This is a genomic window from Streptomyces albidochromogenes, from assembly GCF_005981925.1.
GTDB lineage: Bacteria > Actinomycetota > Actinomycetes > Streptomycetales > Streptomycetaceae > Streptomyces > Streptomyces albidochromogenes.
Map to the genome: position 1 here is coordinate 1 of NZ_VBVX01000018.1, position 21738 is coordinate 21738.

Below are 21738 nucleotides of genomic sequence, written 5' to 3' on the forward strand. Positions count from 1 at the left end.
GCTGGCGATGTGGAACGAGTGCAGCACGTCCTCGCGGGTCATGATGCTGCCCGCGGTGTGCAGCACCACGATCAGTGTGGCGGAGACGAACCGCGTGTTGTCCCACCACGGATTCCTGGCCCGTTCGGACCGCGCGGCCCCGGCTGAGCCGTGGGCGGTGGTGGTGGGTCTCGGGTGTGGCGTGTCCATCGGGGCGGCGAGCTCCTGACAGCGGGGCCGGCCGTGACACGGGCTGCCGCACTGATGGTCGGATCGGGTCGGGTGGGCACACTGTGCCGACCGCCGCGAAGTGCCCGGTTGCCGCTTCACGTTCGTACGATGAACTCCGCGTGTACGTCAGGAGCCCCACCGGCACCCTTCGCTCCACAGGGGCGCGGGCAGGCAGGGCGGCGAGCCCCGCCGGTCAGTCCGCCGGCAGACGATCGCCGCAGCGGCCGCAGAACCGGGCGTCGTTCTCCGTGGCGAGCCGCCCGCACGCGGGACACACCCGGTCGAGCAGGCACGGCGCCTCGCCTCCTTCGGCGCTCGCGCTCCGGATGCTGAGCCCCGGGCGGCGGCGGTGCGCGCTGAGGTAGACGAGGCCCTGGTCGCCCGCGGCGAGGGCCCGCCGCGTGCCACGCGGGAGCCAGACCACGGACCCCGGCTCAAGGCGCTGCGCCCCGCCGTCCGTCGTCAGCTCGCCGCTGCCGTCCGCCACGTACAGCAGCAGGTCGAGATGAGACTCGACGAAGGCCCCGACCTCGGCGCCCGCTGTCAGCCGTACCAGGTTCGCGTCCAGTTGGCGGCCCTCCTGGTCGAGCCGCCACAGGGCCCCGCCCCTGCTCGCGGGCAGGTCGCGGAGCAGTTCCGTCAGCCGCGCCGGCACCTCGGGCACCGCGCCCCGTACGGCGTCGTCGTCCACCACCCCACGACCTCCGATCTCCCATCCGGTCCCGCGCGGGACTCGTCGGCCCGGGGGCCGCACCCCATTCTCCCCGCCCGAGCCGGTGCCTCGGAACCGTCGCGGCCGGCCGCACCCCGGCCGCGGTGGCGCGGTCCGCGCGAGCGGTCCGGAGCAGCGGGCCGGGCCGGTACGGGCCCGGATATGTTCGCGGACCCCTTCCCGGCACCGGAGGGGACGACGCCGTTCGAGGAGCTGCCGGCCTCCACCGGCCGGAACCCGCACGGGACGCCGGCCCGCTGACGGCGGCGTCACCGCCTGCCGCGGCGGCCTGCGCCGTGCCCGCGGGCCCCGTACGTCGTGCGAAGACCGCATCCGCCCCACGGGCCACGGGGCCGACACCGCGCCGTCCGCCCCTGCTCGCGGCAGGCGCCGGCGGGGCGTCCGGGCGATCGCCCGGCGTGTTCGCGGCCCACCGGGAGCCGGGACCGCGCACAGTGAAACGGGGCCGGCCGAGGCTCCCCTCTCACAGCCCTCTCACAGTGATGGAGACTCCAGTGACGGTGATCAACGACAGTACGGGCGCGGAACTCGCGGAGAGTTTCCTGCAAGGAGTGGTCAACGAGCCGATGCGGGCGGCGACGAAGCTGCTGGGCGCGCACAGCGACGGCTTCTGGCTGCGCCGCTTCGCCGGCGACCACGCCCTCGCGGCCACGGCCGGCCACGCTCTCATCGATCACTCCGGCCGGTACCCCACGGTCGACTGGGAGGGCGTGGGGCTGCTGCTGAAGTCCCCGGGGTGGTCGGGCGACGCGTCGAGGAGCCAGGTGGCGGTGGTCGAGTTCGCCGCCTCGCTCGTCAACCGCTGTCCGGTCCAGCTCGGCCAGGTCAGCGGCGCGGTGGACGACGCCGAGTTCCAACTGCTGCTGCGGGCGCTGGAGGAAGCGACGTACGGCGACGCCCGCTGATTTGACGTTCGGTCGCACGGCCCGCGGTGGCGGCGGCCGACCGGCCGGGCGGCGCCCCTCTCCCACGCGGCCCGACGGTGAGGGGCGCGGCCCGCGTCAGCCGCTGAGCCAGCCCCGCAGCAGGCGGCTCACCGTGGGCATCGCCACGTACGTCATCAGCACGTTGTAGACGCAGGCCAGCACGGCGCCGGCCAGGGCTACCGGGAGCGTCGTCAGGTGCGGCACCAGGAACCAGCCGCCGAGCAGGGTGATCGGATAGATCGCCAGGGTGGCGCTGATGGCCATCTTCCACTTGGGCGGCGCGGGGCGGGTCGAACCCGGCTTGGCGAACCAGGTCTCCATGCCCGTCAGCACGCGCCGGGCGATCTCGATGTGCTGGTGCCCTTCGCACCGGTCGAACCACGCCGCCCGCTCCGGGGACTCCTGCCAGGACCGGCACGCCTCGGCGTCGCGGAAGCGGTGCACGAGGAACCAGGGAGCGCCGTCACCGGACGAGCGGAACAGGCCGTGACCCAGGTGGCCGGGGAAGCGCGACGCGCTGTCGAGGATGCCTCGGGCCCACTGCTCGAAGACCTCTTCGTAACCCGGCTCCACCCGGCGGGCTATCAGCAGGGTCACCTCGTCGCTGTCGGCGGGGACAGTCGTGTGCTCAAGGCTCGGCGCAGACACTGGATCGTTCTCCTCGTCGTCGTGCCGCGCCGGTGGACACCCTACGGCGTGCGCCCGTGGCGCGCGGAGCGGCGGGGTGACCGCTCTCGCCTTCGGCCCGGACGGCCGCACCCTCTACACGGCGGGTACGCACACGCTGCTCCAGACGTACGGCATCGGCCCCGCCGGGGTCGCCGCCGACGTCTGCCGCCGCGCCGGGACCGGACTGTCGCGCCGGGACTGGCGGGCGTACCTGCCGGACCTCTCCTACCGCGACACCTGCTGACGTCCCGCCACGAAGCGGGGAGCGGACCGGAGCGCGGAGCGTCGCGGCCCGCGTCGCCGGGCCGGGCGCCACGTCGCGACGAGGGCGGCGGCCAGCAGCAGTTCGGCGAGGTCCCCGCCGTAGTACATGATCTCCGCGCCGCCCCGCACCTGGGGAACGGGTGCGCGCACGTCGATGAGGAAGCCGCCGTACATCAGCTGGGAGATCGTGGCGTGCGCAGCGACGGCGACGCCGAGCACCACCAGGCGGGCCGGTACCCCGGGCCGTGACGGCGCGGGGTCGGGACCGGCGATCGCCCAGGCGAACAGGCACCCCGACAGCAGGAAATGCGCGTGCAGGAGGTGGTGCAGGGCCGGCTGGTTCGCCGTCGCGTTGAACAGGGGGGTGAAGTACAGCGCCGCCAGCGTGCCGGTGCTCAGTATCAGGGCCGTGACCGGGTGGGCGAGTACGCGCACGGGCCGGGTGTGCAGCAGACCGGTCAGGCGCCGGGCGCGCGGGGCGGGCAGCGTCCGCAGCAGCAGGGTGAGGGGAGCGCCCAGTACCAGGGCCAGCGGCGCGTACATGCCGACGAGCAGGTGCTGGGCCATGTGCCCGCGGAAGTCCCCGTGCGCGAACGGGGCGAGCGGCGGCAGCAGGGCCACGCCCAGCAGCGCGCATCCGCTCAGGAAGCTCACCGTCCGCCACCGCCCGCACCCCGGCGCGGGGTTGCGCGCACGGGCCCGGTGGTCGAGCACGAGGTAGCCACCCGCGAGCAGGACGAGCGCCGTGGCGGGCAGCAGCACCTCCCACCCGCCGTGCGCCGCGCCGCCGCCGTGCACGTGGTGCGCGCCGCCGCCCATCAGAACGGCCGCCCGCCCCGCGTGCGGGCGTCGGCGGCGTCGGGGTCGAAGGGCCGGCCGCCGCGCCGCAGCAGGTGACCGCCGGCCACAAGGACCGCGCCGAGGAGCAGGAACGCCATGTCCCACCAGATCTGGTGCTCGCCGGCGTACACGTGGTGGATGCCGAGGATCTGATGGTCGACGAGCCCCTCGACGATGTTGAACAGGCCCCACCCCACGAGGATCCAGCCCCACAGCACGCGTGAGGCCCACACCCGCCGCCGATGGTGCGTCACCCGCGCGTACAGGATGCCCAGTCCCAGCAGCACGGCCAGCCAGCAGACCGTGTGGAACACGCCGTCCCACACGGTGTTCATCTCCAGGCCGGAGACGGTGTTCGGCGGGTAGTACTTGATCCCGACGCGGTCCTCGTTGGTGCTCGTCAGCATGTGGTGCCACTGGAGGAGCTGGTGCAGCAGAATGCCGTCGACGAATCCGCCGAGCCCCACGCCCAGCACGATCCCCGGCAACCGGATGCTCCCGGGCGCGCTGCCCTCGCGTACCTCACCTGCGCTGTCGGCCATCGTCCGTCCTCTCCCTGGCCGCGGCGCAGACGCACCGCGAACAGGACGTGTTCCCACCAGGGGGCCGCCCCTCACAGAAACGGGCCCGTCCCTCCGCCTTCCGGCGCCGCGCGCCACCGGAGGCCGGCAGCGGTTCAGTGGTGGTCGAGGTGGCGTTGCATCCAGTCGGCGGCGGTACGGCGGAACAGCCGCCGGTTGTCCGCCCGCAGGAACTCGTGCCCCTCGTTCCGCAGCAGCAGCAGCTCCGCGGTGACACCGCGCTCTCGAGCCGCTCGCACCATCTGCTCCGACTCGCCCGGCGGGACGTTCGTGTCGTGCTCGCCGTGGACCGTCAGCAGCGGTGCCCGCAGCGCGTCGACGCGGCTCATGGGGGACAGCGTGTGCAGCAGTTCCCGGTCGTGCACGGGATGGCCGTACTTGACCGCCGCCGACTGCGCGATCCACTGCTCGGTCCCGGCGAAGAAGGTGGCGAAGTCCGACATGCCGCAGACCGCGACACCGGTGCGGAAGAGCTCCGGGTGGAACACCAGCGACGCCATCACCAGGTATCCGCCGTACGAACGCCCCATCACCGCCAGCCGGGTGGGGTCGGCGAGCCCGGCCGCCACCGCGTGCGCGGCGCAGTCCGCGACGTCGTCGATGGCCGCGAACCGCCCGGCGCCCAGGTCCGCGTCCACGAAGGAGCGGCCCCAGCCCGAAGACCCCCGGACGTCGGGAGCGAAGACGTCAAGGCCGCGCCCCAGCAGCTCGTGGTAGAGCGGGTTGAACACCGGCCGCTCCTGCTCCTCCGGCCCGCCGTGCAGATGGATCACGCAGGGCGCCGGACGCCCGGGGTCGCGGCCCGGCGCGCGGTAGTACCAGCCGCCGATCGGCAGACCGTCGCGGGCCCGCAGACGAACCGGCGTGGGCCGCACCGGCGGGCGGCCCGGCGGTACGGCGTCCTCGTCGCGCGCCGACCAGGCGGTGCGCACGGGCGTCACGCCGTCGGGAAGCCACCACACACCCGGCCTGCGCCGGGAGCCGGAAAGGGCGAGGAACAGACCGCTCGGACCCGCGTGGGCCATCCGGGTGACCACCTCGTGCGGCAGCGGTACGGACTGAGGGGCGACGACGGCGCCCACGGCCCCCGCGCCGGGCAGAGAGACCCTCTCCAGCTCGGTGGCGCCGTGCACGTTCCAGGCCAGCTCGGCCGAGGCGCCGTCGTCGCAGACGGTCAGCAGCTCAAGGCCGGCTTCCTCCCGTTCGAGCGCCGGGCGAAGACCCGAGAACTCGCCGCCCTCATCCAGCGCCACCGCCAGGAGGGCCGGAAACTCGCGGTCGGCGTCACTGCGCAGCCACAGGGTGCGCGCGTCGGGCGAGAACCGGCCGATCCACGGGTCGCCGTCGGCCACCGGCACCACGCAGGCCGTCCGCGTGTCGGTGGTGCGCACGACCATCGCCTCGCGCCGCCCGCGCGGCCCGTGCCGCAGCAGCGCGAGCCGGCCGTCCGCGCTGACGTCGCACACCCGCAGGGAGGCCGCCCCGGCTTCGGTGGCCAGCAGGACGGGGGAGACCACGGCCTCGGGGTCCACGAGATACGCGGCCAGCCCTCCGTTCGCCGCAGTGCCGTCCACCGGCGCAGCCGCGTCCGGCCGGCGGCCTGGTCCCGCGCCGTCGGGGCCACCGCCGCCCAGGAGCGTGGCACGGCCGTCCCGGTCCGCCCAGCCCGGCGGCAGCCCCGGCGGCACCCCGTACGCCTCGGTGGGGTCCTCTTCCGGGGCATGGGCGGTCGCACCGTGCGTGAGGGGCGCGACGGCCGGTTCGGCGACCGTGACGGCCAGCGCCGAGCCGTCCCGCGTCCAGCAGCCCAGATGGGCGAACTGGCCCGCCTCCGCGCCGGCGAGCACCCGGCGGCCGGTGCCGTCCGGGCGTACGCACAGCACCCGGGTGTGCTCACCGCCTCCCGGAGCGCAGGTGTACGCGATCCAGCGCCCGTCCGGCGACCAGGACACCTCCGTCACCGGGTCGGGGTCGGAGTCCAGCAGGTGGGCGTCGCCCCCGTCGGCCGTCGACGCCCACAGCTGCGGTACGCCGCCGCGGTCGCAGATGAACGCCACGTGCTCGCCCGTGGGGTCGGCCGAGGGATACCAGCAGCCGTGCGCGACCAGCGGCGCCGGAGCGTCCCGCGCCCCCGGCGCGTCCGGCAGCGCCACCGTGGCGGGAGCGGTCGACGTGAAGGGCGTCGGGCCGGACACGGGCGGCGGGGGCGGAGCCCCGGGCGCGTACGTGATGCCCGGCGGGTCCGCCGGGCCCGCCAGTGGTCCCGGGGGCGCGGCGGGCGCGGTCCGCTGCCGCTGCCCGTGCCGCGCCTCGATCAGCTGATGGAGTGCGTCTGCAGCCATATCTCCAGCAACGCTACCTGCCACAGGGCGTTGGCTCCCCGGTTGGTCCGGTGGGTGTCGGGCGCCGCCAGCAGCTCGGCGACGTACGACTCGCGGAAGATCCCGCGCCGGCGGGCCTCCGGCGCGCACAGTGCCTCGCGCACCCGGTCGAGGACGGGCCCCGCCATGTGCCGGATCGCCGGGACCGGGAAGTACCCCTTCGGACGGTCGACGACCGTGTGCGGCAGCACCTGGCGCCCGACGTCCTTGAGCACTCCCTTGCCCCCTTGCGCGAGCTTGAGCTCGGGCGGACAGGCGGCGGCCAGCTCGACCAGCTCGTGGTCGAGGAACGGCACCCGGGCCTCCAGGCCCCAGTCCATGGTCATGTTGTCGACGCGCTTGACCGGGTCGTCGATCATCATGACGTGGGTGTCCAGCCGCAGCGCCGCGTCGAGCGCGGTCTCCGCGCCGGGCACCGCCATGTGGTCACGTACGAAGTCACCCGAGACGTCGTGGTCCGCCAGCATGTGCGGTCGCAGCATCCGCGCGAGGTCGGCGTGCGGCCGGTCGAAGTACACGTCGGCGTACGTCCCGGGCTCCTGCTCCCGCTCCGCGGCCGCCATCCGCGCGTACCAGTGGTAGCCCGCGAAGACCTCGTCCGCGCCCTGGCCGCTCTGCACGACGCTCAGCTGCTTGGCGACCTGCTCCGACAGCAGGTGGAAGGCGACCGTGTCATGGCTGACCATGGGCTCGCTCATGGCCTCGACCGCCCCGTCGAGCCCGGCCGACACCCGGTCGGAGGGGACCATGAGCTGGTGGTGGTCCGTGGCGAACTCCTTCGCCACGATGTCCGAGTAGGCGAACTCGTCGCCCTCCTCGCCGTTCTCGGACTCGAATCCGATGCTGAACGTGGCCAGGTCCGTCTGACCTTCCTCGGCCAGCAGCGCCACGATGAGGCTCGAGTCCAGGCCGCCCGACAGGAGTACGCCGACGGGGACGTCCGCGACCATCCGGCGGCGTACCGCCGTGCGCAGGGCGTCCCGCACCGCGTCCCGCCAGTCCGCCGCGTCCATGCCGGCGAAAGCGGGTCTGCGGGTGTACGACGGCTGCCAGTAGCAGCGGTCGTGGTGCCTGCCGTCGCGTTCCACGACCCGGACGGTGGCCGGGGGGAGCTTGCGGACCCCGGCGAGCACGGTGCGCGGTGCGGCCACGGTGGCGTGCCAGCTCAGGTACTGGTGCAGGGCCTGTGGGTCGAGGGAGGTGTCCACCCCGCCGCCCGCGAGCAGGGCCGGGAGCGACGAGGCGAACCGCAGCCGGTTGGCGTCCTCGGCCAGGTACAGCGGCTTGATGCCCAGGCGGTCGCGGGCCAGCACGACGCGCCCGCTCTCGTGTTCGACCACGGCGAAGGCGAACATGCCGAGGAGGTGGTCGACACAGCTGGTGCCCCACTGGCGGTACGCCTTGAGCAGCACCTCGGTGTCCGAGGTGGAGAAGAAGCGGTGCCCGAGGCCCTCCAGCTCCTTGCGCAGCTCCCGGTAGTTGTAGACGCAACCGTTGAAGACACCGGTGAGCCGGCTCTCCGCGTCGATCATGGGCTGCGCGCCGTGCTCGGACAGGTCGATGATCTTGAGTCTTCGGTGGCCGAGAGCCACCGCTCCCTGCGACCACAGCCCCCGCCCGTCCGGACCGCGCGCGGCCAGCCTGTCCGTCATACGTTCGACCCCCGCGATGTCGGGGCGCCCACCGTCGAACCGGATCTCTCCGCTCAGCCCGCACATACGGCACCACCCGGGTCGGCGACGGGCCATGGATCAGAAGTACTCAAGGTCCTCTCCTCACAGATGCGCCGGACTGCCCCCTACGGGTTCCCCAAGACTGACCACACATGTCACACACGCAACATTCTGGGGTCGGCCGGCGGTGTCCGCGCGGTCGCGGCGGCAGCGGGACGGGGAGCCCGTGCGCGCCGAGCCGCGGGACCTCCGTCGGTGAAGGATCACCGCCGGGCGGACGCGTCGCCGGCGTTCTCCTCGCACACGGGGCAACGCTCCCGGCCGTCCCACGCGGTCCAGCCGAAGACGGCGGGGGACAGCGACCGGCCCTCCAGTTCGTCACGGACCGCGACGCGGTAGGCCCACACCGCGTCGAGGTAGGGGTGGTAGACGTCGTGGAACGCGGGCGACGTGTCGCGCGCGCCCCCGGCGACCACACCGCGCAGCGCACGCAGTTGCTCGAACATCGACTGGCCCGCACCGGCGACCGTGGCGGCGGCGTCGATGTACAGCCGCTCACGTATCTCGTAGAGCCCGGCGTCGACCAGGGCGGCACGGCTGGCCGCTTCCAGGTCCGCGACGCCCTCGGGCGAGTGCGCGAGCCCGCGCAACCGGGTGTGGGCGGTGCCGGCGGCGGTGATGAACTCGATGTACACCTCGCGCCGCCGCGATCCCAGGCCGCGGTCGTCCTCGTGGCGCGTACGCAGCTGGTCGGCCAGTACGGTGCCGGATATCGCGATCACCGCGCCGCCGAGCGTCGCGACCAGCGTCCCCCACTCCACGAGAACCCCCCAATTGCCCGCCGGTGGAGGGACCGTAGCATCAGCCGGCCTCGGTCCGGCCGCGCGGGCGGTGCCGACCGCTGCCGGCTGCCGCACCGCTGAGGCCGTTCGGCCCGCCTGCTCGAGGCCCCGGTGCGCCCGGTCTTCACCCGTGCGGTCGCCGACGTCTCGCCGGTGGGGAGCAGGCATGGGACGTTGGCCGAGGCAAGGCAACGCGTTGCAAGGGAGCAGGCATGTCATCGAAGCGACGTCGTAAGAAGAGGGCTCGTCGTAAGCACGGGGCCAATCACGGCAAGCGGCCCCAGTGCTGACCGGGGGCTGCCCGGATTCCGCCCCACGGCATCCCCGCCGGCGCCCCGTCGGCTGACCGGGGGCCGGCGGCGGAAGCCGGGCAGCCCTCCGCCTCGAGCGCCCGTGCCGCCTTGACGGCGGCGGCCGACGAGGCCGGGGCAGGGCGCTTCTTTCGCATGCGGCGGGCATGATGAATATGACCGGCGAGATGGAAAGAAGCGGCGGCCGAGTCCCATCGCGTGACCAGGCCGCGATGGGGGTCGAAAGCGGTGCGGAAAGTGGCGGCGCAGAAGTTCAGGATTCCGGCGGCGGTGGACGGAGCTCCTCGTCCACACGCTGCTCACCGTGCGTGATGTCGGGTGTCAACGGTCATGGTTCGCGAACGTCCCGACGCCGAGGCTCTCGTTTCGCCGGTCAGCTCGCACAACGAGTGGGATCCGCTGGAGGAGATCATCGTAGGGCGGCTCGAAGGAGCGACGTTCCCGTCGAGTCATCCGGTTGTCTCCTGCAACATTCCGCCCTGGGCGGCTCGGATAGAAGGGCTGGCCGCCGGTCTTCGGTATCCCCGCACGCTGATCGAACCAGCGCGGTACGAGCTCGATCGGTTCATCGCTCTCCTGCGATCCCTCGGCGTCACGGTCACGCGCCCGGAGGCGGTCGACCACAGGAGACGCTTCGCGACCCCCGACTGGTCGTCGCGCGGATTCTGCAATTCCTGCCCGCGCGACAGCATGCTCGTGATCGGTGACGAGATCATCGAGACCCCGATGGCATGGCCGTCCCGCTACTTCGAGACGCATTCCTACCGCGCGCTCCTCAAGGACTACTTCCGGCGCGGGGCACGCTGGACGGCGGCGCCGAAGCCGCAGCTCACGGACGCGCTGTTCGAGACGGACTTCCGCGTCCCCGAAGCCGGTGAGCCCATGCGCTACATCCTCACCGAGTTCGAGCCCGTGTTCGACGCGGCGGATTTCGCGCGAGCGGGACGCGACCTCTTCGTCACGCGGAGCAACGTCACCAATCGCATGGGCATCGAGTGGCTCCGCCGGCACCTCGGTCCCGGCTATCGCATCCACGAGATCGAGAGCCGTTGCCGCACCCCGATGCACATCGACACCACGTTCGTCCTGCTGGCCCCCGGCAAGGTGCTGGTCAATCCCGAATACGTCGACGTCGACCGCCTGCCCGGCATCCTGAATTCATGGGACGCTCTTGTCGCGCCCGAGCCCACGCCGATCGATGAGCGCCTGCTGAGAATCACCTCCATGTGCGGGAAGTGGCTCAGCATGAACGTTCTCATGATCGACGAAAAAAGGGTCATCGCGGAGCGGCATCACACCAACCTGCTGCGCGCGCTCGAACAATGGGGCTTCGAGCCGATCCCCTGCGATCTGCTCCATTACGCGCCGTTCGGCGGTTCATTCCACTGCGCGACGCTCGACATCCGGCGCCGAGGCGCGCTGGAGTGCTACTTCCCGTGAGCCTCGTACCGGTCTCGCCGCGGGTGCGCGGTGGGTTTGGGTGACGTCCCCGGGGAACTCGCGTGGCGTGTGGTGACGGTGACAACCGCGGACCTCGCGGGGCGGCGTCGGCCGGAGTTCCCGGCTCCTCTCCGCATCCGCACCCGGGAGAGCGGCCAGGGAGTGACAGCGGTATGACCCTTTCGATCGCGGAACAGAGCATTCAGGATCTCGGCGGCGAAGCCAGCGTGCTGGCACGTCAGCGGCGTGACCACGCCGAGCTCGATCGCCTCATGAACCGCTACGAGTCCGGCACGCGGTCACGGGCCGAGCGCGCGCAGACGCTGAAGGAGATCGTCCAGTTGACCTTCAGCCATGCCTTCGCCGAAGAAGTCGTGCTGTGGCCCGCCCTGCGGCGTCTAGCCCCTGACGGGGAAGAACTCACTTCCCGGGTGGAGGAGGAGCACCAGGAGATCAACGATCTCTTTGCCGAGATCGGGCGTACGGATCCCGCTGATCCCCGGCACGACCGGCTGGTCGGCCAGGCGTTCGCGCTGATCCGGCAGGACATACGCGACGAGGAGGACCTCCTGCTGCCTCGCCTGCAGGAGGCGCTGGACCGCGCGGGCCTGCGCAGGCTGGGATCGACATGGGAGACCGTACGCCGTACGGCTCCCACCCACCCCCATCCTGGTGTGCCGCGCCGGCCCCCCGGCAACGCTGTGGCCGGTGTGCCGCTCAGTGCCGTCGACCGGGCCCGTGACCTCCTGCCCTCCGACACCCGCGCGCCGAACGGCAGGAGGGTGGCGGGAGCGGCGGCCGCGGTGCTCGCCGCCTGGCTGATCGCCGCGGCGGCCCGGCGCCGGCACTGAACCGGCGCGCGGTGCCCTCGCCGGCCGCTGAACCGTGCTCGGCGTGCGGTTCGAGACGCGTGACCTGCCCCGGACACAGGCGGCGAAGGCGTGTCGGATGGTGCTTTAACACCGCCCGGCCTTACGGCTGTTGTGCCGGCGTCAGGCGTCAGGGGGCCGCTGTGCCGGTACGGGCCGAAGGGCGGGCCAGCGCCTGAGCAGGGCCTGGCGCATGCCGGCCGCCAGCCCGCTCACACCGTTCATGGCGGGGTGGCCGGCGGCCGTCCCACTGACGACGCCCAGCCGGTGGACGAGCCGTTGCCGGGCGGTCGCGGTGCCCCACGTCCAGTCCTGGTCCGGGATCCGGGCCAGGTGGTCGGTGCTTTCGCGGCGTGCCCGCTCGACCAGCGCGTCACCGCGGATCAGCCAGCCCGCGCACGAGTCGGCGAGGCCCTCCTCGAGGTCGGATCCGGTCGCGCCGCGCCACGCGGCGCGGTAGGCGCGTTCCGCCCGTTCCAGCAGCGGCACGGACGCCGACGTGACACACCAGCAGGTCGGGAAGCCGATGCGCAGATAGGCCAGCTCCATCAAGCCGCTGCCCAGCGACGCCTGTTCGAAGTCGATGAACCTGACGCCCCTGTCGGTGTGGAGGTCGTTCCCCGGGCAGGGGTCTCCGTGGAGAAGGGCGTGGCCGGGGGCCCGGGCGAGACGGTCCACGAGGTCACCGAGTTCGCCGGGAACGCCGGGCGGGACAGGGACGTGGAGGTCCGCCGCCAGCTTGAGGAAAGAAGCGATGTCGGCCTGGTCCGGGCCCTGCCACCGGGGGAGTGCTCCGGTGTCCTGCGGACGGGCGGTGGCATGCAGCCGGGCCAGCGAGGCGGCGTAGGCGACGATCCAGTCGGGGGAGGGGCGCCGGTGTTCCAGATGCTCCAGTACGAGCACCCGTTCACCGGGGTCGGTGGCCAGCAGGGCGGGTACCACGGGCGTTTCGGCTCGGGCCGCGATCCGCAGGGCGGCCACCTCGCGGGCGTACCGCTCGTCGGCGTCCGGGCCGTCCACGAGCTGCTTCACCACCGCCAGGGTCCGCGGCAGTTCGACACGCCATACCCGCGAGCGGGGGCTGCTTTCCAGCACGCGAGCGCTCCTGGGGGATCCCAGCCCGGCCCATAACCCGTTCCCGAACGTCATTCCCGGCACCATGCGCTCATCCTCGCACGCGCCCGAAACGCCCAGGCGGGCCACGGCGGCCCGCCCCGGCCCGCCTCTCCTCGGTGGAGGAGGGCCGGCGGGGCGGGGGCGTTCTCGCACGGAAGAATCATGCTACCGACCAGTAGATAGAAGGCGGCCGACCGCTCATTCTGGGTCGTGGACATGTCACTCAAAGGCTTGTGGCCCCACAAGGGCGAGCCTCCCGTGAACCGTGATCCCAAGGAGCGAAACCCCCCATGCGTGTATGCAGATGGAGAAGCAGAGCCGCCGCGTCCGTGACCGCGGTGGTCCTCACGGCGGCCACGATGATCGCGTCAACCGCCCCCTCGGCCGCTTCGGCTCCCGCTCAGAGCCCCGCGGTCCGCACCCACTCCGCCGCCGCCCCGCCCCAACGCCCGGACGCAGAAGCGCGGTTGTCGAGCGTGGACTACGCCACCTGGCAGCGCGATGTGGCCGCTGTCGTCGCCACGGCCCGCCCGTACATCGAGCAGCGCACCTCGGGCTCCTCCGACGAGAAGCGCGCCCTCGTCCTCGACATCGACAACACCTCCCTGGAGACGGACTTCCACGCCTTCTGGCAGTACCCGACTCCGGCGGTCAAGCCGATCCTCGACCTCGCTCGTTTCGCGGCCTCGCGGGACGTGGACGTGTTCTTCGTGACCGCTCGGCCCGGCATCATCGAGTCGCTCACCGAGTACAACCTGCGCAAGGTCGGCTATCCGGTCTCCGAGGTGCACACGCGCAGCCTTCCCGACCTCTTCGAGGAGGTCAGCGCGTACAAGACCGACATGCGGGCGGACATCGAGGAAGACGGCTACACCATCATCGCCAACATCGGCAACCGCAGCAGCGACCTGGTGGGCGGGCACGCCGAGAGGACGTTCAAACTGCCCGACTACGGCGGCCAGTTGTCGTGATCCCACCGGGCGGCGGCTTCGCCGCGTGACCGGCCGGGCCCGCCGCCGTACAGGTGTGCGGGCCCGTGCCGACCGCCGCGGGGCTCCGGGGTGCGGTCGGGCGCGCAGGCTTCATCCGGGCTGCCGGGTGTCCTTCAGGGCGCCCCAGCCGTGCCAGCGGTCGATCTCGATCCAGGCGCTGACCCGGCGGCGGTCGCGCGACGTGTACGGCCTGCCGAGGTAGTGCCGCGACAGGCGGTCGATGTCCGCGAGCCCCTCGTCCCCGGCGAGTTCGGTGACGCGTCCGACGATGCTGATGTGGGTGTACCAGTCGCCCTCGGCCAGCACCGTGAGGGACACCCGCGGGTCGTTGCGCACGTGCTCCAGACGCTTGCGCCCCTCGTCCATGTTGACCAGGACCCGGCCGTCGTCCCAGAGGTACCAGGTGGCCGTCGACACCGGTTGCCCGTCCGGGCGCAGGGTCGAGATCACGGCCGGATTGGGCTTCGTCAGCATCGCGATCACCTCGCCGGGCAGCGGCGGTTTCGACACGGGCTCCTCCTGACGCGAAAGACGTGACCTCTGCGGCTGATCGCGGAGTGCGGAAGTGCTCACACGTACGCACTGTTGCACGTTCCGGCGGGCGACGCCCGGTCAGCCGTGACCGGCCTGCTCGACGGCGTCGGCGTACAGGCTGAACAGGCGCAGCCGGTGGTGTCCGTCAGTGGCGGACGCCGCCTGGTGGCCGAGGAGCCGGGCCCAGCAGCGGGCGGCCAGGTCGCGTGCCTGGGCGCCGGCCCAGGGCCGGGGGAGGAGTTGGGGTGGCAGGAGCGGGTCCGGTTCCATGGCGCGGGTGAACGCGGCGGCGAGCTCGACGGCGATGGTCAGCTGTTCGATCCCGGCCGGTTCGGTCACGGCGTCGAGTCGCCCGAGGCGGGCCCGCGCGAGCGCGGCCAGTGCCTCGTAGCGCCCGGCGATCTCCTCCAGGGGCCAGAGCCCGGCGGCCAGCTCGGTGGCGTCACGGCGCTCTCCGACGCGCAGGTCGCGGCTGGTGAAGGTCGTGAGGGCGTCCAGGATGCCGAGGTGCCGCGCCTGGGCCTCGACGTGTGCCCCGATCGGGTTGGCGCTGACGTACAAGCCGCCCTGGACGGCGGCGGCGCCGAGCCCGAGGAGGGTGTCGCGCAGTGTGTCGCGCGCCGCTCTGGCCGATTCGGGGACGGCGAACGCGAAGAGGTGCCATACGCCGTCCCACGGCGCCTGCCCGTGATCCTGCGCGTAGGCGTGGCGGACGTACTCCACCTCCGGGGCCAGGGAACCGGTGACGTCGGCGGTGGTGTGCAGCAGGGCTTTACGGCCCCGTCCTTCGTGGGTGAAGCGGCCCTCGGCGACGAGCCGCTTGATGCACAGGCGTACTTGCTGGTCGCTCATGCCGAGCGCGCCCGCGACGGTGTAGAGCTCGCCCGTGTCGACCGTGCCGTCCTCGCGGACCAGGGCGTGCACGAGCAGGCGGGTGGGGATCTCGGGGACGTTCTCGGCCATGGACCGAGCATAGGCGCGAGGCGCGGGGGGCCCGGTGTGGCTCACTGCTGCCCACCGGCCCGCGGAGGGACGGGGCGGTGCATGGTGGTGACCGCGCCGAACCCCATCAGGCGGCGCAGGTAGGGCGTTCCCTCGGTGTGGACCGCGGTGAAGCCGTGGCGTTCGTAGAGGGACCGGGCGCGGGGATTGACGTCGATGACGTCCAGCCGGACCTGCCGGCAGCGGTTCTCGGCGGCGACGCGGAAGACCTCGCCGAGCAGCAGACCGCCGATGCCGCGCCCGCGGAACTCCGCGGAGACGGCGATGCCGTCCATGACCAGTTGCCCCGCGGTCGCGGTGCGTTCGAGCAGCGCGAGCAGCGCGAGTCGCGGCATGCCCTGGAACAGTCCGTACGTGTCCAGGACGTCGCTCACGCCGCCGCCGGTGAGCCCTCGGCCGTCGAGCTGGTAGCCGGCCACCGCCACCACCTCGTCACCGGCGAGCGCCACCACCGCCCGGTCCCGGTGCAGGTGTTCGGCGATGAAGCGCTGCCCGGTGGCCGGCGGGTTGAGCGCCGCGCCCAGCTTGCGGCCGAACGCCTCCCAGTACAGCGCGGCCACCGTGTCCTCAGCGCCCTCCGGGACCCCGCGCCGAAGGGTCACCGGTCCGGATCCGGCACGGGGGTCGTCCCTGTTCTCCGCCTGCGGCATGTCAGGTCTCCTCATCGCTCTCGGGCTGGGTCGGGGTCTCGGACGTCGTCCTCGCCGACCACCATACTCTCATCTCTGATACGCTCGTAGAAGAAACGAGCGTTGTTGTAGCGATAGATCGGAGCGCGGTGTGGTGTGGACGAGGCAGCGCGAAGACGTGCCCGCGGGCGGGCGCCGGAGGAGTCGCGGGAAACGAGTGGTGCTCTGGTTCGTGGTCGGCGTGGTCCTGGCGGCCGCGGGGCTCGTGGGAGTGGTGATCCGGCAGAACACGTACGACCTCCGGGAGGAGCGGGTCACAGTGCGCCACGGCGGGCACAGCCTCGACGGCGTACTGGCCACACCGAAGGATCGGCGCGGGCCGTACGGGCTGGTCGTCTTCGTCCACGGGGACGGGGCGATCGACGCCACCCACGACGGCTTCTACCGGCCGCTGTGGGAGTCCTTCGCCGCGGCCGGCTACGCCTCACTGTCGCTGAGCAAGCCGGGGGTGGGCGGTTCGTCGGGGAACTGGCTCGACCAGAGCATGGACGACCGGGCCGACGAGACGGTGGCGGCCATCGCCTGGGCGCACCGGAGGCCGGATGTCGACAGCCGCCGCATCGGGCTGTGGGGAGCGAGCCAGGCGGGATGGGTACTGCCCAAAGTCGCGGCCCGCGTCCCTGACGTGCGCTTCCTCATCGCCGTGTCCCCGGCCGTGAACTGGCGGCAGCAGGGCCGCTACAACCTCCTGGCCCAGATGCGCGAGGACGGCGCGTCCGCGCGACAGACAGCGGCGGCGCTGCGGCGCAGGGACACCACACTGCGTCTGCTGCGCCGCGATGCCCCGTTCTCCGCGTACCGGGACGCGGTCGACGACGCGCCGGGCTCACCACGGATGACGGCCGACCGCTGGCGGTTCGTGAAGAAGAACCACACCGCCGACGCCACGGCCGACCTTCGGGCCGTACGAGGCACGCGCGTCCTGCTCGTCCTGGCCGGCCACGACGTCAACGTCGACGTGGCCGACACCGAAGCCGCGTACCGCAAGCTGCTGCCCGCCCGGCTCCTGCGGGTCGAGCACTATCCGGACGCCACCCACTCCCTGGTGCGCCACGACGTCGAGAAGTCGGAACTCAAACTCACGCTCACGGCGGTCGTCGCGCCCCGGGCCCTGTTCGCGAGCCAGTTCCTCGCCGGTCAGCGCCAGTTCGTCGAGCAGGCCGTCGCCCGTACGGACCAGGGCGGGCGGACATGACCGGCACGGTGGCGACGTGAGAAAGGCTGCCGCGAGCGGCGACCAACGCGGCCCGGCCGCACCGGTCGCGCGGGAGGGGCGGACTCGGACGACGCCGTGCGCGCGGTTGCTCCCGCCGGCGCGGGTCGACCTGTGGCGGGGCTTCGACGACGAGGACGACCGCACCTGTTCCACCCTCTGGGCCGCGGAGTGGGACAGCTGGCCCGACCGGGGAGGAATCGAGAGCGCGGAGGACCGTCCGTGCCTAGCATGATCGTCATGGACATCACCATTCACACCAGCTTCCTCCCGCACGACGACCCGGACGCGTCCCTGGCCTTCTACCGCGACGCCCTCGGCTTCGAGGTCCGCAGCGACGTCGGACAGGGCAAGATGCGCTGGATCACGGTCGGCCCCGTCGGCCGGCCCGGCACGTCGATCCTCCTGGCGCCGCCGGCCGCCGACCCCGGGGTCACCGAGGACGAGCGCCGCACCATCGTCGAGATGATGGCCAAGGGCACGTACGGCTGGATCCTGCTGGCCACCCGGGACCTCGACGGCACGTTCGAGAAGGTGCTGGCCGCCGGCGACGCCGAGGTCGTCCAGGAACCCACCGAGCAGCCGTACGGCATCCGCGACTGCGCCTTCCGCGATCCCGCCGGCAACATGGTCCGCATCCAGGAGATCCGCTGAGCGCTCCGGCCACCTGAGCGACCTCGCGCGACTGCGCCGCGTCCGCGACCGGATCGACCGGGAGTACCCGCGGCCGCTGGACGTCGAGGCGCTCGCCCGTGGCGCGGAGATGCCCGCCGGGCAGCTCAGCCGCCAGTTCCGGCTGGCGTACGGCAAGTCGCCGTACGCGTACGTGATGGCGCGTCGCACAGCGGGCGCGACGACGCGATGGGCCGGCATGCCGTCGTGCGCGGCGAAGCCGGTGACCGGACCGGTCAGGAATGGAGAAGCACCGGCCCCCGAGCCCCAACTAGCGTGAGGGGCATGGCAGACATCGCATCCGTAACCCTCGACGTGGCCGACCCCGCGGCCGCCCACCGCTTCTGCACCGCCGCCTTCGGTCTGGACACGCAGATACGCCTGCGGGCCTCCGAGGCACCCACCACCGGCTTCCGTGGCTTCGTCCTGGCGCTCACGGTGTCCCAGCCGGCCGACGTCGACCGGCTCATCGACGCGGCCCTCGAAGCCGGCGCCTCGTCGCTGAAGCCCGCCGCCAAGTCGCTCTGGGGCTACGGCGGCGTCGTCCAGGCACCGGACGGCACCGTCTGGAAGGTCGCCACCTCGGCGAAGAAGAACACCGGCCCGGCCACCCGGCAGATCGACGAGATCGTGCTGCTGCTGGGGGTGGCGGACGTGGCCGCGAGCAAGCGGTTCTACGTCGAGCGCGGTCTCACCGTGGGCAAGAGCTTCGGCCGCGTGTACGTCGAGTTCGCCGCCGGGCCGGGTCCCGTCAAGCTGGCGCTGTACAGGCGCCGCGCCCTGGCCAAGGACGTCGGCCTCACGCCCGACGGCACCGGATCGCACCGGCTCCTGATCGGCGGCGGCGCCGCACCTTTCACCGACCCGGACGGGTTCACCTGGGAGGCAGCGTCGCCGGCTCCCGCGAGTGCGGCCGCGTCCGCACCGGCACCCGCACCCTGAGGGAGCAACCCGTGCTGGAAGGGGCCCTGACGACCAGGGCCCCTCGGTGCGCGGCCGATGACCGCGGAGCCCGTCCGGTGACCGACGTACGACCCCACCGGCGGTCAGCCTCGCGCGGCCCGCAGGGCGAGCAGTCGCTCGGCTTCGCCCGGCGGCAGGCGGCGCACCGCTTCACGGAGCGTCACGGTCGACATGTGCTCGATGTGGGCGGCGCTCCACGTCCGCACGAAGTCGGCGTGCCGGTGCGACGCGAGCTCGCGCAGAACCCAGCCGAGGGCCTTGCGGATGAAGAACTCCGTGTCCGTGACGGTCCGGCGGCCGTACCTGTCGACCCGGTCGAGGTCCGGCGTGCCCCTGCGGATGCCCGCGACAAGCGACAGCAGGGTGGTGCGCCGCACCCAGAAATCGTCGTCGGTGATCCACCGGTCGAGCACCGGTCCGGACGCGTCCGGGTGCTGGAGGCGCAGTGGGCCGGTCACATGTACGGCGAGGGTGTCCACCAGGGCCCAGGTGCCGGCCTGGCGGGCCAGGCGCTCGACGAGCTCCAGATGGCGGGGGCCGAGCCGGTCGGCGTGGAAGCGCAGGACTTCCACCGCTGCCCATCGGTACTCGTACACCTCTCGCGCCCAGGCGGCCTCGGCGATGGCGAGGATGTCGTCGAGCGGTGGGCCGGCGAGGGTGCGGTGCCAGTTCCTGACCGCGGTACGCAGCTGCGGAACGGGAACGCCGAGGTGTTCGAGAGGGCTGCGGAGGTAGTCGCGGTCCCGGGCGGCCCGCTCGGGCGTGCCGAGGCCCGACAGCGCCCGGTCGAGGGCGGCCAGGGCGAGGCGGGTCTGCGTCGGGGGTGTCATGCGCCGGTGCCTTCCAGGACCTGATCGCGGTGAGGTTGTGTGGTGGCCATCGGGTCGGTCCCCTCCTCGACGACCTCATCGGCAGGGTACTGGTGGCCGTGGCCGCCGGGCCGTCGCTCGCCCGCTCGCTGTGCGACGGTGTGGGTATGGGCGAGTACGGCCTCATCACCTTCGGCCACAGTACGGCGGAGCGTGAGCGGCTGGTCGAGCTGCTGAGCGCCGTCGGCGTGGAGGCGGTGGTCGACGTGCGCATCGGGCCGGGAAGCCGCCGCAACCCCGACGTCGTCCGTGGCCGGCTGGCGCGATGGTTGCCCGACGCCGGCATCGACTACCGCTGGGAACGGGATCTGGGCGGTTTCCGCAAGGCCCCGCCGGACTCGCCCGACGTCGTCTGGCGCAACGCCTCCTTTCGCGGGTACGCCGCTCACACCCGGGACCCGGACTTCGTGGCCGCCATGGACCGGCTCCTCGAAGAGGCCGCCCGCCGCCCGACGGCGGTGATGTGCGGCGAGGCCCTCTGGTGGCGCTGCCACCGGCGTCTGATCGCCGACTTCGCCGCCGTGGCCCGAAGGGCCCCCGTACACCACCTGATGCACAACGGGCGGTTGGTCCCGCATCCGCCCACGCCGGGAGTACGCCTGCGCCCCGACGGACTGCTGGTCTACGACGACACTGCGGCGGCCGCGCACCCCGACCGGTCCCGGTGAGCGCCCCGCCGACACCGCTCCCCGGGGGAGGCCAGGGCCCCGGCGCTCCCCTCCATCGGCGCCGGGGCCGGTCGGTCGCCGCAGACGTCAGCGGGCGGCCCGTGCGTGCCGGCCGCCGCCGTCGGCGATCAGCGGCTGGTCCGTACGTACCTGGCGAGCCGCGCGGACTCCGAGCCGGTGAACGTGCGGTCGGGGCTCACGGGAGTCACCGTGACGTGCCCCCGCTGCAGCAGCGTGAAGTCCGCGTCGCGCTTGGTCTCGGGCCGGCACTCCGCCGCCCCCGGCGCGCAGATCGCCCCGCCGACCGCGAAGGTGTCGCCGCTGCTCCGGTACACACTGCGCACCACCTTCCGCGTCCCCACGGACGTCCAGGCGGTGCCGCGAGGGCGCTGCCCTTCCGCGAGATGCGGGTAGTTGACGTTCACGACGAACGTGGCGGTCAGCAGGCCACGCCGGTGCAGCCGGCCGATGAAGCCGGCCCCGAACTCGCCGGTCCGGCGATAGGTGCGGTCGGCCACGTGGAGCGAGGTCGTGACGGCCGGGTCGTACGAGCTGTTGAGCGCGACCGCGGGGACACCCTCGTCGATCGCGGCGAGCGCGGCTCCGACCGTGCCCGACTCGTTGACCACGGAGGCCACGTTGGGACCGTAGTTGCTTCCGGAGACGACGAGATCCGGGCCGTCCGCCCAGCCCGCCTTCGCGGCCAGCGCACCGCCGAGTCCCAGGCGTACGGTGTCTGCGGGTGTGGCACTCGCGGACTGCGGGCTGCAGGCCGACGCGCCCTTGCACACGCCGTACACCGCACCGCGCGACGGTGCGCCGGAACAGTCGTTCGCGTAGTCGCCGGGCAGGACGGCCCGGCGCTGGACGGTCAGGTGGCCGCCGCTGGTGGCGCTGGTGCCCGCGCCGCTCTGATTGGCCCAAGGAGCCATCACGACGACGTCCGCTCCCGCCGCGCACAGCGCGCGCCGTGCCTCGTACAGGCCCTTTCCGTCGGAGGCGTCGGGACGCGCCATCTGCATGGAATCGTCGTTGCTCATCAGGACGCGCAGACCGGCGAGCGGCTGTGTCCCGCCGCCCTGCCGCTGGTCACGGTCCGGCGGCCGTGTGACCTCGGCCCGGGCGCCCGCGGTCACGGCGAGCAGGAGTGCGGCCGTGGCGGCGAGGACGGCCGTGGCGCTCCGTCCGGTGGTGTCGGTCATCGTTCTCCTCGTGCGGTACGAAGGGACAGGGGAGGTCTTGCGTGCGGGTACCGGCCCGGATCGTGCGGCGCGGTGCCGG

25 protein-coding genes and 1 pseudogene are annotated in these 21738 nt (G+C 72.8%); 12 read left to right on the top strand and 14 right to left on the bottom strand.

Features of this window, described 5'->3' with window-relative positions; all coding sequences use genetic code 11:
• Both E2E34_RS04360 and E2E34_RS04365 read right to left on the bottom strand, forming a co-directional pair.
• A pseudogene (locus tag E2E34_RS04360) lies at positions 1-189 on the bottom strand (hypothetical protein); the annotation flags it as partial.
• 214 nt (positions 190-403) lie between these two features.
• Complete coding sequence (locus tag E2E34_RS04365) at positions 404-904, bottom strand: AraC family ligand binding domain-containing protein (RefSeq protein ID WP_244315510.1); 501 nt, start codon at positions 902-904, stop codon at positions 404-406.
• 533 nt (positions 905-1437) lie between these two features.
• Between E2E34_RS04365 and E2E34_RS04370 the strand changes: the two genes are divergently transcribed.
• Positions 1438-1848 carry a hypothetical protein gene (locus tag E2E34_RS04370; RefSeq protein ID WP_138900566.1) on the top strand — a complete coding sequence of 137 codons (411 nt, stop codon included), beginning with the start codon at positions 1438-1440 and terminating at the stop codon, positions 1846-1848.
• Between the two features lie 96 nt (positions 1849-1944).
• Here E2E34_RS04370 and E2E34_RS04375 read toward each other — a convergent pair whose 3' ends face one another.
• The gene (locus E2E34_RS04375; RefSeq protein WP_138900567.1) at positions 1945-2517 is read right to left on the bottom strand and encodes an antibiotic biosynthesis monooxygenase; all 573 of its coding nucleotides are present in this window, start codon (positions 2515-2517) and stop codon (positions 1945-1947) included.
• A 76-nt stretch (positions 2518-2593) separates the two neighbouring features.
• On the opposite strand from E2E34_RS04375, the gene E2E34_RS04380 reads away from it, so the two are divergent.
• Positions 2594-2782 carry a hypothetical protein gene (locus E2E34_RS04380; RefSeq protein ID WP_138900568.1) on the top strand — a complete coding sequence of 63 codons (189 nt, stop codon included), beginning with the start codon at positions 2594-2596 and terminating at the stop codon, positions 2780-2782.
• On the opposite strand, the gene E2E34_RS04385 is transcribed toward E2E34_RS04380, so the two are convergent.
• From E2E34_RS04385 to E2E34_RS04405, 5 genes are all read right to left on the bottom strand, one after another.
• Entirely contained in the window at positions 2764-3621 is an 858-nt protein-coding gene (locus E2E34_RS04385) for a cytochrome c oxidase assembly protein (RefSeq protein WP_138900569.1), read from the bottom strand. The genes E2E34_RS04380 and E2E34_RS04385 overlap by 19 nt on opposite strands.
• Entirely contained in the window at positions 3621-4184 is a 564-nt protein-coding gene (locus E2E34_RS04390) for a DUF2243 domain-containing protein (RefSeq protein WP_138900570.1), read from the bottom strand. The genes E2E34_RS04385 and E2E34_RS04390 overlap by 1 nt, the downstream gene beginning before the upstream one ends.
• A 134-nt stretch (positions 4185-4318) precedes the next feature.
• Complete coding sequence (locus E2E34_RS04395) at positions 4319-6565, bottom strand: prolyl oligopeptidase family serine peptidase (RefSeq protein WP_138900571.1); 2247 nt, start codon at positions 6563-6565, stop codon at positions 4319-4321.
• Positions 6538-8322: an N-acetylglutaminylglutamine amidotransferase gene (locus E2E34_RS04400; protein ID WP_138900572.1), complete on the bottom strand. Its 1785-nt coding sequence runs from the start codon at positions 8320-8322 to the stop codon at positions 6538-6540. Before E2E34_RS04400 ends, E2E34_RS04395 begins: the two co-directional genes overlap by 28 nt.
• 218 nt (positions 8323-8540) lie before the next feature.
• Positions 8541-9098 carry a CchlQ gene (locus tag E2E34_RS04405; protein ID WP_138900601.1) on the bottom strand — a complete coding sequence of 186 codons (558 nt, stop codon included), beginning with the start codon at positions 9096-9098 and terminating at the stop codon, positions 8541-8543.
• Positions 9099-9331: 233 nt separating this feature from the next.
• Between E2E34_RS04405 and E2E34_RS37405 the strand changes: the two genes are divergently transcribed.
• From E2E34_RS37405 to E2E34_RS04415, 3 genes are all read left to right on the top strand, one after another.
• Entirely contained in the window at positions 9332-9409 is a 78-nt protein-coding gene (locus E2E34_RS37405) for a 50S ribosomal protein bL37 (RefSeq protein ID WP_373303704.1), read from the top strand.
• Between the two features lie 351 nt (positions 9410-9760).
• Complete coding sequence (locus E2E34_RS04410; RefSeq protein WP_138900573.1) at positions 9761-10870, top strand: amidinotransferase; 1110 nt, start codon at positions 9761-9763, stop codon at positions 10868-10870.
• 173 nt (positions 10871-11043) lie between these two features.
• Positions 11044-11721 carry a hemerythrin domain-containing protein gene (locus E2E34_RS04415; protein ID WP_138900574.1) on the top strand — a complete coding sequence of 226 codons (678 nt, stop codon included), beginning with the start codon at positions 11044-11046 and terminating at the stop codon, positions 11719-11721.
• Positions 11722-11862: 141 nt separating this feature from the next.
• Here E2E34_RS04415 and E2E34_RS04420 read toward each other — a convergent pair whose 3' ends face one another.
• On the bottom strand, positions 11863-12900 hold the full coding sequence (locus E2E34_RS04420; protein ID WP_138900575.1) for an aminoglycoside phosphotransferase family protein: 1038 nt from the start codon (positions 12898-12900) through the stop codon (positions 11863-11865).
• A gap of 245 nt (positions 12901-13145) precedes the next feature.
• Between E2E34_RS04420 and E2E34_RS04425 the strand changes: the two genes are divergently transcribed.
• Positions 13146-13826: an HAD family acid phosphatase gene (locus E2E34_RS04425; RefSeq protein ID WP_138900576.1), complete on the top strand. Its 681-nt coding sequence runs from the start codon at positions 13146-13148 to the stop codon at positions 13824-13826.
• Positions 13827-13937: 111 nt separating this feature from the next.
• Here the strand turns inward: E2E34_RS04425 and E2E34_RS04430 are convergent, their stop codons facing one another.
• The 3 genes from E2E34_RS04430 to E2E34_RS04440 all read right to left on the bottom strand — a co-directional run bounded on the left by E2E34_RS04430 (position 13938) and on the right by E2E34_RS04440 (position 16033).
• Positions 13938-14357: a PPOX class F420-dependent oxidoreductase gene (locus E2E34_RS04430; protein ID WP_138900577.1), complete on the bottom strand. Its 420-nt coding sequence runs from the start codon at positions 14355-14357 to the stop codon at positions 13938-13940.
• 102 nt (positions 14358-14459) lie between these two features.
• Positions 14460-15344 carry a PaaX family transcriptional regulator C-terminal domain-containing protein gene (locus E2E34_RS04435; protein WP_138900578.1) on the bottom strand — a complete coding sequence of 295 codons (885 nt, stop codon included), beginning with the start codon at positions 15342-15344 and terminating at the stop codon, positions 14460-14462.
• A 41-nt stretch (positions 15345-15385) separates the two neighbouring features.
• Positions 15386-16033 carry a GNAT family N-acetyltransferase gene (locus E2E34_RS04440; protein WP_138900579.1) on the bottom strand — a complete coding sequence of 216 codons (648 nt, stop codon included), beginning with the start codon at positions 16031-16033 and terminating at the stop codon, positions 15386-15388.
• 196 nt (positions 16034-16229) lie between these two features.
• Between E2E34_RS04440 and E2E34_RS04445 the strand changes: the two genes are divergently transcribed.
• From E2E34_RS04445 to E2E34_RS04465, 5 genes are read left to right on the top strand one after another with little or no spacing between them, the layout of a single operon-like run.
• Positions 16230-17267, top strand: a complete 1038-nt coding sequence (locus E2E34_RS04445) for an alpha/beta hydrolase family protein (RefSeq protein ID WP_341870209.1) — start codon at positions 16230-16232, stop codon at positions 17265-17267.
• A gap of 16 nt (positions 17268-17283) precedes the next feature.
• Positions 17284-17520 (top strand): hypothetical protein, encoded by a 237-nt coding sequence (locus tag E2E34_RS04450; RefSeq protein ID WP_138900580.1) that lies wholly within the window; start codon positions 17284-17286, stop codon positions 17518-17520.
• A gap of 5 nt (positions 17521-17525) precedes the next feature.
• Positions 17526-17939, top strand: coding sequence for a VOC family protein (locus tag E2E34_RS04455; RefSeq protein ID WP_138900581.1), 414 nt, complete (start codon positions 17526-17528; stop codon positions 17937-17939).
• A 13-nt stretch (positions 17940-17952) separates the two neighbouring features.
• A complete protein-coding gene (locus E2E34_RS04460; protein WP_425573313.1) occupies positions 17953-18237 on the top strand; it encodes a hypothetical protein in 285 nt (94 codons plus the stop codon).
• Between the two features lie 5 nt (positions 18238-18242).
• Positions 18243-18899: a VOC family protein gene (locus tag E2E34_RS04465; protein WP_138900583.1), complete on the top strand. Its 657-nt coding sequence runs from the start codon at positions 18243-18245 to the stop codon at positions 18897-18899.
• A gap of 104 nt (positions 18900-19003) precedes the next feature.
• On the opposite strand, the gene E2E34_RS04470 is transcribed toward E2E34_RS04465, so the two are convergent.
• On the bottom strand, positions 19004-19750 hold the full coding sequence (locus E2E34_RS04470; RefSeq protein WP_138900584.1) for a DNA alkylation repair protein: 747 nt from the start codon (positions 19748-19750) through the stop codon (positions 19004-19006).
• 146 nt (positions 19751-19896) lie between these two features.
• Between E2E34_RS04470 and E2E34_RS04475 the strand changes: the two genes are divergently transcribed.
• Complete coding sequence (locus E2E34_RS04475) at positions 19897-20457, top strand: DUF488 domain-containing protein (RefSeq protein ID WP_138900603.1); 561 nt, start codon at positions 19897-19899, stop codon at positions 20455-20457.
• Between the two features lie 128 nt (positions 20458-20585).
• On the opposite strand, the gene surE is transcribed toward E2E34_RS04475, so the two are convergent.
• Complete coding sequence (gene surE, locus E2E34_RS04480) at positions 20586-21659, bottom strand: 5'/3'-nucleotidase SurE (RefSeq protein ID WP_138900585.1); 1074 nt, start codon at positions 21657-21659, stop codon at positions 20586-20588.
• Between the last annotated feature and the right edge of the window lie 79 nt (positions 21660-21738).

Excerpts from the sequence above, each read along its gene's own strand:
- E2E34_RS04390 (WP_138900570.1), bottom strand. The coding sequence starts at position 4,184 with ATGGCCGACAGCGCAGGTGAGGTACGCGAGGGCAGCGCGCCCGGGAGC.
- E2E34_RS04435 (WP_138900578.1), bottom strand. The coding sequence starts at position 15,344 with ATGGCCGAGAACGTCCCCGAGATCCCCACCCGCCTGCTCGTGCACGCC.
- E2E34_RS04410 (WP_138900573.1), top strand. The coding sequence starts at position 9,761 with ATGGTTCGCGAACGTCCCGACGCCGAGGCTCTCGTTTCGCCGGTCAGC.
- E2E34_RS37405 (WP_373303704.1), top strand. The coding sequence starts at position 9,332 with ATGTCATCGAAGCGACGTCGTAAGAAGAGGGCTCGTCGTAAGCACGGG.
- E2E34_RS04455 (WP_138900581.1), top strand. The coding sequence starts at position 17,526 with ATGGACATCACCATTCACACCAGCTTCCTCCCGCACGACGACCCGGAC.
- E2E34_RS04465 (WP_138900583.1), top strand. The coding sequence starts at position 18,243 with ATGGCAGACATCGCATCCGTAACCCTCGACGTGGCCGACCCCGCGGCC.
- surE (WP_138900585.1), bottom strand. The coding sequence starts at position 21,659 with ATGACCGACACCACCGGACGGAGCGCCACGGCCGTCCTCGCCGCCACG.
- E2E34_RS04440 (WP_138900579.1), bottom strand. The coding sequence starts at position 16,033 with ATGCCGCAGGCGGAGAACAGGGACGACCCCCGTGCCGGATCCGGACCG.
- E2E34_RS04415 (WP_138900574.1), top strand. The coding sequence starts at position 11,044 with ATGACCCTTTCGATCGCGGAACAGAGCATTCAGGATCTCGGCGGCGAA.
- E2E34_RS04470 (WP_138900584.1), bottom strand. The coding sequence starts at position 19,750 with ATGACACCCCCGACGCAGACCCGCCTCGCCCTGGCCGCCCTCGACCGG.
- E2E34_RS04400 (WP_138900572.1), bottom strand. The coding sequence starts at position 8,322 with ATGTGCGGGCTGAGCGGAGAGATCCGGTTCGACGGTGGGCGCCCCGAC.
- E2E34_RS04420 (WP_138900575.1), bottom strand. The coding sequence starts at position 12,900 with ATGGTGCCGGGAATGACGTTCGGGAACGGGTTATGGGCCGGGCTGGGA.
- E2E34_RS04475 (WP_138900603.1), top strand. The coding sequence starts at position 19,897 with ATGGGCGAGTACGGCCTCATCACCTTCGGCCACAGTACGGCGGAGCGT.
- E2E34_RS04425 (WP_138900576.1), top strand. The coding sequence starts at position 13,146 with ATGCGTGTATGCAGATGGAGAAGCAGAGCCGCCGCGTCCGTGACCGCG.
- E2E34_RS04385 (WP_138900569.1), bottom strand. The coding sequence starts at position 3,621 with ATGGGCGGCGGCGCGCACCACGTGCACGGCGGCGGCGCGGCGCACGGC.
- E2E34_RS04395 (WP_138900571.1), bottom strand. The coding sequence starts at position 6,565 with ATGGCTGCAGACGCACTCCATCAGCTGATCGAGGCGCGGCACGGGCAG.